Origin of the sequence: Chryseotalea sp. WA131a (genome assembly GCA_025370075.1) — a bacterium.
In the GTDB taxonomy this organism is placed as follows: domain Bacteria; phylum Bacteroidota; class Bacteroidia; order Cytophagales; family Cyclobacteriaceae; genus ELB16-189.
This window is the reverse complement of the sequence record CP073016.1, coordinates 2,391,822-2,408,600: the sequence shown is the minus strand read 5'-3', so window position 1 is coordinate 2,408,600 and position 16,779 is coordinate 2,391,822. Positions and strand designations below refer to the sequence as shown.

General features: G+C 40.8%; 14 protein-coding genes. 7 read left to right on the top strand and 7 right to left on the bottom strand.

Annotated elements, in window-relative coordinates; genetic code table 11:
• Nucleotides 1-16 precede the first annotated feature (16 nt).
• From KA713_10765 to KA713_10750, 4 genes are all read right to left on the bottom strand, one after another.
• Nucleotides 17-517 carry a rhodanese-like domain-containing protein gene (locus tag KA713_10765; protein ID UXE64989.1) on the bottom strand — a complete coding sequence of 167 codons (501 nt, stop codon included), beginning with the start codon at nucleotides 515-517 and terminating at the stop codon, nucleotides 17-19.
• On the bottom strand, nucleotides 484-1,839 hold the full coding sequence (locus KA713_10760; protein ID UXE64988.1) for a DUF2029 domain-containing protein: 1,356 nt from the start codon (nucleotides 1,837-1,839) through the stop codon (nucleotides 484-486). Before KA713_10760 ends, KA713_10765 begins: the two co-directional genes overlap by 34 nt.
• Nucleotides 1,832-3,286 carry a glycosyltransferase family 2 protein gene (locus tag KA713_10755; GenBank protein UXE64987.1) on the bottom strand — a complete coding sequence of 485 codons (1,455 nt, stop codon included), beginning with the start codon at nucleotides 3,284-3,286 and terminating at the stop codon, nucleotides 1,832-1,834. Before KA713_10755 ends, KA713_10760 begins: the two co-directional genes overlap by 8 nt.
• A 63-nt stretch (nucleotides 3,287-3,349) precedes the next feature.
• Nucleotides 3,350-4,042 (bottom strand): glycosyltransferase family 2 protein, encoded by a 693-nt coding sequence (locus tag KA713_10750; GenBank protein ID UXE64986.1) that lies wholly within the window; start codon nucleotides 4,040-4,042, stop codon nucleotides 3,350-3,352.
• 197 nt (nucleotides 4,043-4,239) lie between these two features.
• Between KA713_10750 and KA713_10745 the strand changes: the two genes are divergently transcribed.
• Together KA713_10745 and KA713_10740 are read left to right on the top strand one after the other, a co-directional pair.
• Nucleotides 4,240-5,937, top strand: coding sequence for a HAMP domain-containing histidine kinase (locus tag KA713_10745; protein UXE64985.1), 1,698 nt, complete (start codon nucleotides 4,240-4,242; stop codon nucleotides 5,935-5,937).
• Nucleotides 5,938-5,991: 54 nt separating this feature from the next.
• Complete coding sequence (locus KA713_10740; protein UXE64984.1) at nucleotides 5,992-7,032, top strand: IS5 family transposase; 1,041 nt, start codon at nucleotides 5,992-5,994, stop codon at nucleotides 7,030-7,032.
• 287 nt (nucleotides 7,033-7,319) lie between these two features.
• Here the strand turns inward: KA713_10740 and KA713_10735 are convergent, their stop codons facing one another.
• The gene (locus KA713_10735; protein UXE64983.1) at nucleotides 7,320-8,750 is read right to left on the bottom strand and encodes a trypsin-like peptidase domain-containing protein; all 1,431 of its coding nucleotides are present in this window, start codon (nucleotides 8,748-8,750) and stop codon (nucleotides 7,320-7,322) included.
• A 138-nt stretch (nucleotides 8,751-8,888) separates the two neighbouring features.
• On the opposite strand from KA713_10735, the gene KA713_10730 reads away from it, so the two are divergent.
• The 5 genes from KA713_10730 (at nucleotide 8,889) to rseP (ending at nucleotide 13,720) form a co-directional block, all read left to right on the top strand.
• Nucleotides 8,889-10,385, top strand: a complete 1,497-nt coding sequence (locus tag KA713_10730) for a GH3 auxin-responsive promoter family protein (protein ID UXE64982.1) — start codon at nucleotides 8,889-8,891, stop codon at nucleotides 10,383-10,385.
• On the top strand, nucleotides 10,382-10,672 hold the full coding sequence (locus KA713_10725) for a nucleotidyltransferase family protein (protein UXE64981.1): 291 nt from the start codon (nucleotides 10,382-10,384) through the stop codon (nucleotides 10,670-10,672). The genes KA713_10730 and KA713_10725 overlap by 4 nt, the downstream gene beginning before the upstream one ends.
• Complete coding sequence (locus KA713_10720; GenBank protein UXE64980.1) at nucleotides 10,669-11,004, top strand: DUF86 domain-containing protein; 336 nt, start codon at nucleotides 10,669-10,671, stop codon at nucleotides 11,002-11,004. The genes KA713_10725 and KA713_10720 overlap by 4 nt, the downstream gene beginning before the upstream one ends.
• 94 nt (nucleotides 11,005-11,098) lie before the next feature.
• Entirely contained in the window at nucleotides 11,099-12,274 is a 1,176-nt protein-coding gene (locus KA713_10715; protein ID UXE64979.1) for a 1-deoxy-D-xylulose-5-phosphate reductoisomerase, read from the top strand.
• Between the two features lie 27 nt (nucleotides 12,275-12,301).
• Complete coding sequence (gene rseP / locus KA713_10710; protein UXE64978.1) at nucleotides 12,302-13,720, top strand: RIP metalloprotease RseP; 1,419 nt, start codon at nucleotides 12,302-12,304, stop codon at nucleotides 13,718-13,720.
• 1 nt (nucleotide 13,721) lies between these two features.
• Here rseP and KA713_10705 read toward each other — a convergent pair whose 3' ends face one another.
• The gene (locus tag KA713_10705; protein UXE64977.1) at nucleotides 13,722-14,744 is read right to left on the bottom strand and encodes a hypothetical protein; all 1,023 of its coding nucleotides are present in this window, start codon (nucleotides 14,742-14,744) and stop codon (nucleotides 13,722-13,724) included.
• 427 nt (nucleotides 14,745-15,171) lie between these two features.
• On the bottom strand, nucleotides 15,172-16,626 hold the full coding sequence (locus KA713_10700) for an amidohydrolase (protein UXE64976.1): 1,455 nt from the start codon (nucleotides 16,624-16,626) through the stop codon (nucleotides 15,172-15,174).
• Between the last annotated feature and the right edge of the window lie 153 nt (nucleotides 16,627-16,779).

Genomic DNA, 16,779 nt, shown 5'->3' with positions numbered 1-16,779 from the left:
TTGTTGCTAAGCAAATTTAGTAAACTTTAATCCCTTTCACTAACCACTTGCCCCAACTTTTGTTGTAGGTATGAACGCTATCGGTTGGGTAATTTGAAGAATTGTAAACATCCAGTCCTTGGTTCTTCCATTCAAAAATCCCACCATACAAGTTTACCACATCGGTATAGCCTAATTTCAATAGTTTTTCTCCAATGCGCTCGCTGCGGTAACCTACACTACAGTACACAATCAATTTGCAGTCTTTCGGAAATCTTTTTAAGTCATTGGTTGAATAATTATTGTAGTTCAAAAATTGGGCTTTTGGCAAATGACTTACTTTAAATTCTTCTGGTGCGCGAGTATCAATAAAAACTGTTTTTGGATTACCGACTAACTTTTTTGCATCAGTTGGAGAAATCGTTTTTACGGTGTGTCGGTAAAGCGATTTCAGTTTCTTGTCGTAGTCGCTTTGGGCGTAAACAACAGAAGCGGTTGTGAAGATTACAACGAGTAAAAGGAGGTGTTTGGTTTCCATGCAATTTCATAACTAAGGTAAGCAAACACTAAAAGATATTCTACCATTACTAACCACAAATTTTCAGAATAGTTGCTGACAGAATACCCTGAATAAGTCATCAAAATCAATCCCGACCACAGCACTGCATACCTGTAGTTTGACAAAGTAGAAAGCGCCACCAAAGTAGTAATGTACCACGGATGTACGGTGGTAGCAAAGGTGAAATAGATGGTGAGAATAAATAGGTAGGTAGTCAATAGTCGATAATCTATAGTCAAAGGAGTATTGACTATTGACCATTGACCTTTGATTTTTTTTAAGAGCGCAAAATTCTGAAAGAGAATAAAAATCATGATGACAACGCTGCACCACACTGCCATTTTCAATCCCGTAGTTTGAATGGTGTTGTAACCGTATTTCCAGAAACCATATTCCCGAACGAGATAATACAAGCTCGCGTTGAATTCAAATTTTTGAAAATACAGATTTAAACTTTGACTAAACCCATCGATCACTTGCTGATTGTACATCGGAATGAATAAGAGAACGCAAATCATGAGTATAGAAAAGTAAAAAGTTATTGACTTTCTCCAAGGCATCATGAAAATGAAAATCGGCAGAAAAATAATGGGTACCAGTTTTACCCCAATTGCAAGAGCGAACGCTACAGAAGCCAAAACAAGTTTATCATCTGTAAACCAAAAAAAGGAAAGCACCAAAAAGAAAATCATGAACGCTTCGAAATGCAAATTCCCAGTGAGTTCAACAATCACCAATGGGTTAAGTGCATACAACAGAACATTTCCTTTTGGTAATTTGTAAACTGCAATAATTTTTAAGAGCAGATAAATCGACCCGGCTTCAGCCAACAAAATCAACACACGCATTGCCAACACACTTCCTTCAATCGAATTTGAAAATTTTGCTGAAAGCATAAAAATGCCTTGTGCCACAGGTGGATAGATGGTGAAATAGTTCTTACTGTTGAGTTTATCAAAGAGGGATTGGTCGATGCCCGTCAAGTTCATTGATAAAAATTCCGGAGGAAGTTTTGTGAAGGGATGCATTCCGTTCAGCCACAATCGTCCGTCCCAAATAAATCGGTAAAAATCATCGGACAGATTGGGCAGATGAAAAAAGAGAAGCATCCGGCATCCGAAAGAGCCTAGTACCCAGAAATGAACATTTTCTCGATCGAATTTTAGGATGATCGCATAGGTAACAAAAGCGAAAACGAATAATGAGAATAGTTCAAGTTTGTGATGACGCGGTATGTTGCCAATAGTATAAAATGAAGCAAGTAGGGTGAGCAACACTATCCACCTTGTTGCCTTAGGCATTGACTGCGGGCTTTACAGAAAAATAGAATACGCTACCAAAACCTAAGGTGAGCATGGAATGGAAAAGAAGGAGGCCGAAGTCGCCTATTTGTATTCCTACAATTATTCCAAAAATGAAATACAAGCAGAGTATGCCTTCCATGATTGTTTGCCAACCAATGGCAGTACGGATATAGCTATTGCCCAACCACGATTCTCTTTTGTCAGTCACATTAAATTTGGGCGTTCGGACAAAGGCTGTTTTCTTTCCTATCAAACCTTCTAGCACGGCTAATCCATTGTGAAACGATAAGCCCATGGATACAATTAGAAACCGTGGGAACAACGACCAAAATGTTTTGATGGGCTTTTTATAAAATTGTTTGGTGGCCGTCCAATAAAACAAGGTGATGGAGAGAAAGCCCGCCAGAAAAATAATGCCTGCATGAAACAGCCACCTGATTTCGGGATGGGCCTGCCTAATGTAAAGCATGGGAACGCTTAACAGCGCAGCAATCAATAAACAAACAAAAACTGAACTATTGAAAAGGTGAAAAAAGGCATGGACTTTTTTGCTGAACGATATATTTGACAAAGCAACATCCGAAAAAATCTTTCTGGCCGTTTCGGCAGCACCTTTGTTCCAGCGGTATTGTTGCGACTTGATGGCGGGCATAATCACAGGCAGCTCGCCTTGTGTACTCACTTCTTCCAAATAGTGAAATTTCCAGCCATTTAATTGGGCGCGGTAACTTAAATCTAGATCTTCGGTGAGCGTATCAAAGCTCCAGCCTCCCGCATTTTCAATGCATGATTTTCGCCAGACACCACACGTGCCGTTAAAATTTATAAAACTTCCATGGGTATTTCTGGCCACTTGCTCCACCGAAAAATGGGCATCCAAGCCAAAGGCCTGAAGTTCGGTAAGCATCGAATAATGTTGATTGATGTGCGCCCAACGTGTTTGCACCACACCTACTTTTTCATCTTGAAAGAATGACATCGTTTTTCGCAAGAAATCGGGAGAGGGAATAAAATCCGCATCGAAGATGGCGATGAACTCGCCTTTGGCTGCGTGAAAACCGTACTCCAATGCACCGGCTTTGAATCCTGTTCGGTTTTCTCGGTGCAGCAGTTTTATATCCAACCCCAACGGACGAAGTGATTCTATTTTTTTGAGAATGATTTGGGTAGTTACATCCGTGGAGTCGTCCAATATTTGTATCTCCAATTTTTCATGTGGATAATCAAATTTACTAACGGCCTCCAGCAATCTTTCCACTACATATTTTTCGTTGTAGATGGGAAGTTGAATAGTGACCAAAGGAAAGTGAGAGATGGTTACGTTCGGCTTGGGATTTGTTTTTTTTGCTTTGGTGTAAATCCATGTTAAGTGCAATTGCCCTATGCTGAAGGCAAAGAGATAAAAGAGGCAGAGCGTGTAAATAATGGTAACTACAATTTCCATTTACTTAATGCCCTAGGCTGCACGCAACAAGCAGGAGGCTTGCAGCGTGGGCAGGAGGCAATTTTATAAATATCTAAATATCGTACTAATTATCTTATACCCCGCCATCACCGTTCCCTTCACCGTGCCAGAAATTTTTGAAAAGCCAATTCGTTTGCGATAGCGAACGGGAACTTCGGTGCATCGCAATCCAATTTTAGCCGCCTTCAATTGCATCTCCACTGTCCAGCCGTAGGTTTTGTCTTGCATGTCTAGCAACATCAGTGATTCAAACCGTATTGCCCGAAAGGGACCAAGGTCGGTAAACCGAACACGGTATAAAATTCTTAAAAGAAACGTTGCTAACCAATTGCCGAAAATCTGTTGAGGTGTCATGCTGCCACTTTCTTTTTGGCCCATTGCACGTGAGCCAATCACCAGATCAGCCTTGCCTTCTTGAATGGGTTTAAGCAACTCAACCATTTCTTCGGGGTAATCGGAATGGTCGGCATCTAAAAAAACAAGTATGGAAGGCCTCGTTTCCAACTGCTGAGCGTAGGCGATTCCTTTTAAGCATGCCCGTCCGTAGCCAGGGATTGATTCGCGCAAAACGGTGGCCCCTGCTTCTTTCGCAATCCGTTCTGTATTGTCGGTAGACGCATTGTTTACCACAACGATTTCGCTCACGATATCTTTTGGGATTTCTTTTATGACATGCCCCACACCGTTTTCTTCGTTAAAGGCAGGAATGATCACAACAATTTTCGGTACGCTCAAGTGGTAGAATTTACAAGCCGCAAACCTAGTAAAAAATCCGCCTACGATTTGTCTGCATTTTTACATTTTGCTAGGTTGGTGCATCAGGCTTTTTGGAGATTATTCAAAATGATGATTCACAATCAGCATAATAATTTGATAACAGCCCTTTTTATGCAACAATGGTTTAAGAGACTTACTTTGTATTTCTGTTAGATATGCGAAAATTTTTTGAGTTTAACTCGATCCGAAGTCGGATGCTGGCAGGATTTTTAGTCCTGACACTGTTAATTGTCTTAATTGCAATTATATCTCTGTACACGCTCAACAATATTAGGTATGCCACCAATATTGATCGGAGTATTAATCAACTTCAATCCAACACGCTAATACTGATTAAATCAGACAATGATTTTTTTGATATTGGAGCGACCGATTCTGTCTATTTCAAGAGCCATTATAGCAATTATATCGTTAAGCGAGATAGTTTGAATAAAAAAATTCAACTTGGATTAACAGTCACCATCCAACGGCTTCGCTCTAATGCTACTTCCATTGAATTGAACTTTGCCACCATTCAGAATACGCTGGCTACCTATAACCAAAAGTTTTTGGCACTTGAGGGTTTGCTCTATCAAAAAGGATTTCGTGATTATGGGATGGAGGGACAGATGCGATCGCACGCCCACCAACTAGAGCACATTGCCTCCGCTATTAGCATGGTTGATTTGTTGTCGCTGAGGCGCCATGAGAAAGATTTCTTTTTACGAAACGATTTCGCCTATGTGATTCAATTGAATGACTTGGCTCAACAGTTTCGGCAAAAGTTAGTGTTAGGCAAAAACAGCCTTGCGCTTCAGCATTTAAACGAGTATGTAAACTATTTTAATAGGTTGGTTTCCATTCAAACACAAATTGGGATTGATAGCCAATCGGGCTTACGACATGAACTAAACTTGTTGACCGATAAACTGAGCCAAGAATTTCTTTCGCTTTCAGAATACTCGAGCAGAGAGGCCAGCACCACCCAGCGAAACGCATTTTTTTATTTTGGCTTGTTGGTAACGGTGGCCGTTTTTATCAGTTTGTTCTCGAGCTTCTGGCTCGCAAAGCGGTTGTCTTCGCCCATTGCCAGACTTTCGCGAATGATGAATACCGCCATTCGCGAACACAATGTGAAGCAAGTTGACTTTTCCCTTAACAATGCCGCTCAAGAAATCAACATCTTAACTTTTTCTTTTTTGCAATTGATCGAGCAAACAAATGGTCAGTTGAAAGAAATTGAAAAAAAATCGTCTCTATTGGAAAAGGGAAACGAGGAATTAAAGAAATTGAACCAGGAACTGGATAGTTTCATATATAGCACGGCACATGATCTGCGCTCTCCGCTTACTTCGTTGCTAGGGTTGTTGCATTTGGCTAAAATGGAAAACACCCAACCAGATTTGAAGACTTATTTTGATATGATGGAAAGTAGCATCCACCGAATGGAAGACTTCATTTCTCAGATAGTTGGTTATTCAAAAAACAAACGATTAGAACTGGCACCCGAAAATGTAAATGTGTATTTGCTGATAAGTGAAATTTTTGAAAGCCATCGGTTTGTGGAGGGTGCTAGCAAAATTGAAATGCTAGTGGAGGTAAAAGATAAATTTCCGTTCTATTCTGATCGCGCGCGCATTTGGATTTTATTCAATAACCTTATTTCCAATGCTATTCGCTATTCAGACACGTCCAAAGTTCATCGATACATAAGAATTAATGTAGTGATAAATGAGACCGAAATTTTTATAGAATTTTCAGACAATGGAGTGGGGATTGGTAAGGAGCACATAGGAAAAATTTTTAACATGTTTTATCGCGCCAACACCAAATCCAAAGGCAGTGGCCTTGGTTTATTTATAGGGTATCTCTAAAAACCCTACGAAATTATCTGTAAATTTTGTTTCTTGAGAAAAAGGAGAAAATAGATGAAAAATAAATCGAGAGGATTATTTGATGAGCAGTTTCGGTTGGATAAAATCGGTAAGCAAAACGACCCATTGTTAAAATTGCAAGCCCACATTGACTTTGGGATTTTCCGCAAACCCTTGGAGGCACATTTTGAATCGGGAAAAGACAGAAGCCAAGGCGGTCGCCCTTCCTTTGATTATCTGATGATGTTCAAAATATTGATTTTGCAGCGCTATTATAATTTAAGCGATGACGGCACGGAATATGCGATTTTAGATCGTTTATCGTTCATGCGTTTTTTAGGGTTGACCATATCTGATACGGTGCCCGATGCCAAAACAATCTGGAACTTTAAAAATGAACTTGCCAAAGGCAAGATGGTGGAGAAATTGTTTTCCTTGCTGGATAAAACCTTGAGCCAACGGGGTGTAATTCTTAACAAAGGCCGAATGATAGATGCCTCCATTGTGGAAGTCCCTATTCAACGAAACAGCCGCGATGAGAACCAACAACTCAATGAGGGGATTATTCCCCCAGATTGGAAAGATAAAGAAAACAAGCTACGCCAGAAAGATATTGATGCCAAATGGGTTACGCACAATGGAAAAAGTTACTATGGGTATAAAGACCATGTGAAAGCCGATGCGCGCACCAAACTCATTACGGGTTATAAGGTAACCCCTGCCAATGTTCACGATAGTGAAATGATTGGACCATTGATTGACAAAAGGGATCGCGGACAAAAAGTATATGCTGATAGTGCTTATCGGAGTGAGAAAATTGAAAAAGAGTTGAACGGAAAAAATATGACCTCCATGATCCATGAAAAAGGATACCGCAATAAACCCCTTACCAATGCGCAGCAAAAGCGCAACAAGAAGAAATCAAAGACAAGGGCAAGAGTGGAGCACATTTTTGGGTTCATGACCAACTCGATGAACCGAATGTATATCCGATGCCGAAACTTTGTGAGGGCCAAAGCAACGATTGGTTTAATGAACCTCACCTACAATTTGTTCAGGCTAACGCAGATAAAAGTGAACTTGAATGGCCGATAGTTTGACCAAATGGTCAATCATCATCCTGCCAAGGGTGAAAAGAAAAAGTCAAAAGAGCCCTTAATCACTATTTTTTAAGATTGCAAAGAAAAAATTCGATAAACTAGGAAGTGAAAAAATTTAAAACGGGTTTTTAGAGATGCCCTATATTTAAAGAAACAATTGCTAAATTGAAAGGGCTGGTGACAGTTGAATCAGAACTGGGCATAGGAACAAAATTTGTAATTCAGCTGCCCAACTTGTATTTAAAAAATGCTGGGCAATCTACACTAGCATTAACCGCTTAACTATCTCAAATAGAATTGAAGCGGTACTTCTTGTTTTGAACTGTTTAGCCCTTGCAGCAAGACCCTTCCTTTAAACTTATTGAAAAAATCAATTACATCTTGCGGGTCCTTCACACGTTGCCGATTGATTAAAATGATTGTATAGTTTTCTGGAAGGTTCAGTTCTTTAAACAAGCCATTTTTTATTTTGCTCACCTTCACACCATACTCCACCGCCTCAAGGTTAGCCCCCAACGTAGCATCGCTAAAGATGCGCCTTTTAATGATGCCAGTATCACCGTTTTTGTTGAGTAAGTTTACAGCAGTTGTGGTAGCTTTACCTTCACGCAAAAATGAAATGTTGATTTCATCTCCTGGATAGCGATAGCTTAACTCCTCTTCAAAGGTACTTTTACTGTTAATTTCAACATTATTGATTTTGGTAATGATGTCACCTTCTTTTAAGTCTGCTTTGGCTGCGGCACTTCCTTTGGTGATGTCTCCCAGCAACACGCCTTTGAATTCCTTTACATTGGTGGGCATGCCAAATTTTTGAGCGTTCTGAAAATCATACTCCAAAATCTCGCCACCAAAAATCGCTTTCTGTGCCAAGCCATACTTGATCAAGTCCTCCACTACTTTTTTCGCAATGTCAATGGGCACTGCAAAAGCATAGCCCGTGTAAGAACCAGTCCGAGAAACAATGGCAGTGTTGATGCCGATTAAATCTCCATTTTTGTTTACCAGTGCACCCCCGCTATTGCCCGGATTGATGGCCGCATCGGTTTGGATGAATGATTCAATCGGAAATTTATCGTCCACAATATTGATGCGTCTGCCTTTGGCACTTACAATACCTACTGTAACGGTGGATGAGAGCGAAAGCGGATTGCCCACGGCTATCACCCATTCGCCCACGGCCAAATTTTTTGAGCTGCCCAGCGCGATTGCAGGCAAACCCGATTCTTTAATTTTTAGGACTGCCAAGTCAGTGGATGGATCTGTACCCACAAGTTCTGCTTCATACGATTTTTTGTTCCAGAGCACTTCAATTTTTTCTGCCGATTCGATTACGTGGTTATTGGTAACGATATATCCATCTTGTGTGAAAATGACTCCTGAACCGCTGCTGACTTGCGTTTGCGAGCCCCCTCCGCCAAAAAGCAAATCCCAATACGAATAGCTGGCACCACTTTGCGAAATGCTATTGATATAAACGACACTAGGTGTTGCTTTGGTGGCCGCCAAACTAAAATCACTTGTTTCGGTTGCGTTGCTGGTAGAAGGATCGACAATCGTGGGTCGGTAGATTTCGTTTGGTTCAATATTGGAAACTTGTTGCTGTGCAGTGACGGCCTCGCGCTTTGTTTTTTCAGTTTGATAGGCAAAGAAGGCATAAGCTCCAGCCAAGCCTGCTATAAATCCGATAATGATCGTTTTGAATGAGTTCATTTTTTTAAATTAGACTGTCTACAATATCAAATAGCAAAGTTAAGATTGGCTACTAGAACGTAAAAGTAGTTTAATCGGTTTAAGATTTTGATCATTTGCCTACTGCTTACTGCCAACTGCCAACTATATTTGCACTCTATGGGTATCCGTTCTGTTTTAGCCAAACCTTTTGCCGCATACATCAATAAGCAGACCAAAGAGTGGTCGTTGAATCCTGTTGCCTATCAACAAAAGGTTTTTGCCGGATTGATGGAAGGAGGGAAGCAAACCGTGTTTGGGAAAGACCACGGCTTTGCAGACATCAAGTCACATGCCGATTTTAAAAAGCAAGTGCCCATTCGCGACTACGAAGCACTGAAGCCTTATGTGGAGCGCGTGCTGCATGGCGAAGAAAATATTTTATGGAAAGGCAAACCAGAATATTTTGCAAAGACGTCCGGCACCACCTCGGGCACAAAATACATTCCTATCACAAAAGAGTCTGTACCTAACCATATCAACAGCGCACGGAATGCATTACTCAGCTATGTACATGAGACAGGTAATGGTTCTTTTTTAGATGGCGGATTGATTTTTTTATCGGGGAGTCCTGAGTTGGATGAAAAAGCTGGAATAAAAACCGGGCGACTTTCGGGCATTGTCAATCACCATGTGCCGCAGTATTTACGTTCCAACCAAAAGCCAAGCTATCTAACCAATTGTATTGACGATTGGGAAACCAAGCTCGATAAAATAATTGACGAAACACTTCATGAAAATATGACGCTCATCTCAGGTATTCCACCATGGGCGCAAATGTATTTTGATAGAATTCAGGCGAAGACCGGAAAAAAAATAAAAGATGTATTCCCCAATTTTTCCATGTTTGTGTATGGAGGTGTAAACTTTGAACCCTATCGTGCCAAGCTGTTTGATACGATTGGAAAAAAAATTGACTCGATCGAAACGTATCCAGCATCAGAGGGATTTATTGCCTACCAAGATTCCCAACAGGCCGAAGGCTTGTTGTTGTTATTGAATACGGGGATATTTTTTGAATTTATTCCTACTGAAGAATATTTTAATGAAAACCCAACCCGCTTATCGATTGAAGAAGTAGACCTTGGTAAAAACTATGCAGTCATCATCAATAACAATGCTGGTCTATGGGGTTACTCCATTGGCGATACGATAAAGTTCGTTTCTAAAAAACCATATCGAATTATCGTCAGCGGTCGCATCAAGCACTTCATTTCTGCTTTTGGCGAGCATGTAATTGGCGAAGAAGTGGAAAAGGCCATGAAGTTCGCCATGGAAAAATTTCCAGAGGTGGGGTTGGTGGAATTTACCGTAGCACCCAATGTTGCACCGGCAGAAGGTATGCCCCATCACGAGTGGTTAATTGAATTTGCCCAACCTCCAAAAGACATGGAATCGTTTCGGTTAGAACTAGATGAACAATTGCGGAAGTTGAATGTTTATTACGATGATTTGATTACGGGCAGCATTTTGACCAAGCTAAAAATCACTGCTTTGAAGAAAAATGCTTTCATTGATTACATGAAATCGTTGGGCAAATTGGGTGGACAAAATAAAGTGCCACGGTTGAGTAACGATAGAAAAATTGCCGAGGAATTGGCTAAATTTGTTTTATGATTACCGACCAACAAAAGGAAATTGTGCTCAAGCATCTAAAGCCACTCCATCCATTCAAAGTTGGAATTTTCGGTTCTTATGCACGAGGTGAGAACTCCTGCCAAAGTGATTTAGATATTTTGGTAAGCCTTGATTACTCGAAAAGAATATCATTGTTAGACTTAATCGGAGTTGAGCAGGACATTTCAGATGAGCTAGGCATTAAGGTTGATTTGGTAACTGAAAAATCACTGAGTCCGCTTATACGCCCTTATGTTGAGCAGGACATCAACTATATTTTTAAGTGAAAAGTCACAAAGTCCTTTCCTCTCATATTCTAGGAGCCATCGATCGGATTGAGCAATACACTAATGGTATGTCTAAGCAACAATTTTTAGATAATTTCCTTGTTCAAGATGCAGTTATTACAAACATTGCCGTAATAGCAGAAGCAAGCAAAAAAATTCCTTCAGACATAAAGGATGCTTTTCCGCAAGTTCCTTGGAGAAAGATTATGGCCATGAGAAATAAAGTTATTCATGAATATTTTGGTATTGATCTTGAAGTACTTTGGAATGTGGTAGAGGTAGATATTTTCGAACTGAAAATTCAGGTTGCTAAGATTAGGGAACTTGAGTGATCACTTAACTGGCCATTACAAATAGTCCCTAACTAATTATTATCCATCAACGAAATTGGAATTTTAGAAACTTACCCATCACTAATCAATTCTTTTGACACCCAAAAAACATATCGCCATCCTTGGCTCTACTGGCTCTATCGGCACGCAAGCGCTGGAAGTAATCGCTGCTAACCCGGAAAATTTCGAAGTGGAAGTGCTCACTGCACAAAACAATGCCGAACTCCTTATTCAGCAAGCCAAAGAATTTAAACCAAATGCTGTAGTTATCGTCAACGAAGATTTTTATCCACAAGTAAAAGACGCATTGGTGCCGCTTGACATCAAAGTTTTTGCAGGGGAAAAATCGCTTGCATCCATTGTGCAGATGGACAGCATCGATATGGTACTTACCGCTTTGGTCGGTTATTCAGGATTGAAACCCACCATTAAGGCAATTGAAGCAGGAAAAAATATCGCGCTTGCCAACAAAGAGACATTGGTAGTTGCTGGTGAATTGATTACCCAATTAGCCCGTGAAAAGGGTGTTAACATTTACCCAGTTGATTCCGAACACTCTGCTATCTTTCAATGTTTGGTTGGTGAATTTGATAACCCCATTGAAAAAATAATTCTGACTGCTTCGGGTGGCCCTTTTCGGGGGAAAAAAAGACATGAGTTAAAATCGGTTACGAAAGCACAAGCTCTCAAGCACCCCAACTGGACGATGGGTGCAAAAGTCACCATCGACTCGGCCAGTTTAATGAATAAGGGGTTGGAAGTGATTGAGGCAAAATGGCTTTTTAGTTTAAAACCTGAACAAATAGAAGTGATTGTGCATCCGCAGTCGATTGTTCATTCCTTGGTGCAATTCCGAGACAGTTCCATCAAAGCACAACTTGGTTTGCCCGATATGCGGTTGCCCATTCAGTTTGCGTTGGGCTATCCCCAAAGGCTAAAGGCTGACTATCCGCGATTTGATTTTACCCAATACCCCAACCTCACATTTGAGCCGCCCGATACGGAAACTTTTCGTAATCTTGCACTCGCTTTTCAGGCAATGGCCAAAGCGGGCAACATGCCCTGCGTGCTAAATGCCGCGAATGAGATAGCGGTACAAGAGTTTTTGAAGGATAACATCGGTTTTTTGCAGATGAGCGAAGTGGTGGAAAGATGCTTGGAGAAAATCACTTATGTGTCTAAACCTACCTTTGAGGATTATGTGGTGACCGATACAGAAACAAGACAACTAGCAGGCGAATTGATTGCCAAGAAACAATTTTCAAATTAACGAATTTTCAATTTTTCAAATTAGAATATGGAATTAATGATCCGGATTTCTCAACTGCTCTTGAGTTTGTCAATTTTAATTGTGGTGCACGAGTGGGGTCATTATTTCTCAGCCCGCATGTTCAACATTAAGGTTGAGAAGTTTTATCTCTTCTTCGACTTTCTGTTCCCCATGGCCAACGTGCTAAACTTCTCGTTGTTGAAATACAAAAAAGGAGATACCGAATATGGCATTGGCTGGTTTCCCTTGGGCGGCTATGTAAAAATAGCTGGCATGGTTGACGAGAGCATGGACAAAGACCAGTTGAAAGCAGAGCCCCAACCATGGGAGTTTCGCTCGAAGCCCGCTTGGCAGCGATTGATTGTGATGATGGGTGGAATAATAGTAAATGTGGTAGTGGGTGTTTTAATTTTTATTGGAATCGTTTATTTTATTGGTGATACAACGTTGCCCAAGGAATATGTAGAAAGGAATGGAGGGATTCATGCCTTGGAACTTGCTCAGCAGATTGGGTTGAAAACGGGTGATAGAATTATCAAAATCAACGGGCAAGACTATGAGAATTTTGATGATTTGATGAAGCCCAATTTCCTGCTTTCAGATAATGCCAGTTATACCGTTTTGCGCGATGGTCAAGAAATCATTGTCCCAATTCCAGAAAATTTTCTAGAGAATTTCAATTCGAAGGAAGCAGCCTCTACTTTTATGCAAACCCGATTTCCGGCCACAGTTGGTAGAACTTCTGATAAGGTAGATTTGATTTACAGTGAAGAAGGCGTTATTGTTGAATCGAAAAAACCAGTTGAATCGCTGGCAAAAAAAGTGGGTTTGCAGAAAGGTGATCAGTTTATAGAAATGGAAGGGATGCCAATTACGTATTACGATGAGGTATCATCCATTATAAAAAATGGAGCTAAGGATTCGATAGCGTTCAAAATAAAAAGAGGCTCTAATGTACTAAGCTTTAAAGCAGCCTTTAAGAACCAAGCCCAAATAGGTTTTGGACCCTTAGGGCCTAACAAGGATGATCTTAGACATATAACATACAGTCTTGGTGAAGCAATACCTTTAGGAACGGCACGTGCCTTTGGTGTTGTTTGGTTACAAATCAAAGCATTTGGCAAGCTCTTTACCGGAAAAATGGATCCAAGAAAATCGTTGTCAGGACCAGTTGCCATGGTTGGAATGTTTAGTTCCGAATGGGACTGGGAAGGTTTCTGGCGTATGACTGGTCTGCTCTCTATGGTATTGGCATTTATGAATTTCTTGCCCATACCCGCATTAGATGGTGGCTATGTCATGTTCTTGTTGTATGAGATGATCAGTGGTCGCGAGCCATCAGAGAAATTCTTTGAGAATGCCATCAAAGTAGGTATGGCTATTTTGTTGTTGCTGATGGTGTTTGTTTTCTATAACGACATTGCGAAAGCGATAACGGGAGGATAACTCAATTTTTTAGAGGATGGTTTGCATCCCAAAATGATTGGACATAAGGGGTATCAGTAAGATGCCAATCCATCAACAAGCCATTGGGCACATCTTCCACCTTTTCTGTAACGACTTTTGTGATAATGGATTCATGGGTTATGCTCATACGGTAAGTATTTCCTTCTTTTCTTTCAGGGTAAATTGATTTGATAAAATACGGGAAATACTTTCCATGTTTTTTTTTATAAATCACTTCATGATAGTTCTTGCCTATCCTTCGCTCATGCTTTAAAATCCCGAGGTCATCGGTTGCAATAAAAAGTCTTCCGTTGAATACCTCTAAATCACCGTCAATTGCTTCCCCTTTGCCGTACTCAATCATAAATACATGGCCACCTTCAAACGTACTAATACCCGTTAATTTGAAATCCACTTTTTTGAAATAATTTTCATTAAAAATGGTGTACTTTAGTCTCGAGCCTACACCAATCATATCTACCAAAAACACATCAAACATCGGTACCGACTCGTATAAAAAGTAGTCTATCTTTTTCTTTTTGTCAAACCGAGTCAATGTTGGTTTGCCGCTAGTGCGTTGGTGGATAATGGATGATCTATTGAGGGCACCTTCAAAGTAACCTTTACGATAACTCTTTACAATGGCTTCCATAAGAAACAATGAAGTAACCCCATCATTTTCTGATACCCGAGAATAATATTCCATATTGAAAGGCTGTTGAGAATAGTTTTGAGGTATGGCATCAATTGCTTCCTTCACAATGTCCCTAGCCGTTGATTTTTGAGTCTGTACATTTACTTCTTCTAATGGAAGAACATTTTGATCCATGAGAATGACCAAGGCGTTATGTTCTAATCCCAGTAAGCTATCTACAGATAATTTTTGCGAATAGTACCCAATGCAGGAAATTATAAGATTCGAGTTTCGATCGGCATCATCTACTTTTAACAAAAACGAACCATCATCTAAAGAAGCAGTTCCGCTGCCTCCCAAGCTAAGATTTGCATATGGTACAACTGCCAAGGTATTTTGCTCTACTAGTTTACCCTTGAGAAAATTTTGAGAAAAACAGTTGTGAAAAATTAGAGCAAGTGAAAGCAATACTATGAGAAATAGACGTATAGGCATAAAGGATTGAGAGTTTGGTTAGTTTGATACTAACGAACAATGATTTTTAATATGTATACCTCTTGTATTTTTTTTCTTCTTGGAGGCGAAGGGCGGCTTCGTATCCACTACACACTACTCCAGTCATCACTTAGGATACATGGTTGCTGATCTTATGTCTGATGAACCAACAACTTACATCATCGAATTGACGCGTAAATTGCACCTTGTGGTCTGTCGAAGCATTTTCAACCCATGATACATAGTTTGTTATCCCTCAAACTCTTTACTGGTTTCTTTAAAAATTTTGTTTTTTTTAGATCCAACTTTTTAATAGGATTCATCAATTCAGCCCCTTCCTAAAATCCAATGGTGGCTTTCGATCGCCAATCAATGAGTTGTACTGAAAGTCGACTCCAGTTTTTTCAGTCAGTTCTTTTTTGGCTTTCTCGCACATGTCTGGATTGTTAAATAAATCCATCCCCGTAAGTGTCAGAGTTTTTGCAGCGTTCATCATCGCCTTCAACCCAATGCTTGTGCTGCCGGTTGCTACGGCTTGCCACGAGTGAGCAGGCACACCCGGCACCCAGGTGGCTGTGCCTAAACCAGCAGTAGGCACCACCCATGTAATGTCGCCCACATCAGTAGAGGCAGGAAAAAATCCGCCAAGGGTGAACGGTTGAACTTTTTGTGCATCCGTCAAGTCAGGTGCTTTAAAGGTAAAGCTGGTTTGAAGCTTTTTAGCAAATTCAATTTCGGTAGGTGAATAATTTACGCCACCAACTTTTTTCAAATTTTCGTACATAATCCGCGACAGCGTTTCATTGGGCAACAAATTATAAGAGCCAGAGATTATTTCGTACTTCATGGTGGTCTCTGTTCCATTTGCTGCGCCTTCGGCACATTTTACCAAGCGATTCCAAATCTCGGCTACCACGGCCGCATTCGGATGGCGCACCATGTATTCCACCTCTGCAAATTCAGGAACCACATTGGCGGCCAACCCGCCTTTGGTAATGACATAGTGGATGCGCACATCGGAAGGAACATGCTCGCGCATCATGTTGGCCATGTAGTTCATGGCTTCTACGGCATCCAGCGCTGAACGACCTTTTTCGGGAGCGGCTGCCGCATGTGCCGCTCTTCCATAAAATCGAAACAAAGTTTGCTTGATGGCCATACACGACTCGGGACTGGCATTGTTGGCGTTGGATGGATGCCAGTGCAACACAGCATCTACTTCTTTGAATAAACCATCGCGCACCATGTAAACCTTCGCACCGCCACCTTCTTCGGCAGGCGTTCCAAACAATTTTATTGTTCCTGATTTTTTGTTTTTCGATAACCAATTTTTCAATTCGATGGCCGCAGCACTCGATGCGGTGCCAAAAAGATTATGGCCGCAAGCATGACCGGCTTTGCCTTCTACCAATGCCTTCTTGGTCGTTACACTATCTTGCGATAAGCCTGGCAAGGCATCAAATTCTGCCAATATTCCGATCACTGGTTTGCCCGATCCATAGGTCGCTACAAAGGCGGTCGGCATTTCTGAAACACCTGCTTGCACGTTGAAACCTTCCTTCCTTAGGGTTTCTTGCAGCAGCGTACTGCTTTTGACTTCTTGAAATCCTAGCTCTGCATTGGCCCAAATTTGTTTGGCAATGGCGGCATATGCAGGATATTTATTGTTTAGGTTTTGCAAGGCAAGTTGCTTGTCTTTTTCGTTTGTCACTTTTAATGTTTGAGCTTGAGCGGAGAGTAATCCGACAATGGCAATCGATAGAAGAATTGATTTCATGTGTTAATAATTATTTGTTAGTTGCCACATGGAATCGCTGAGATTATCATTCCGTTGGGTGTAGGGCATCTTAATGGCGATTTCATGTGTTAATACTTGTTTTAGTGATCTTCAGAAGCTGTAAGGATGTAATTAGCTATCGACTTTAAAGTA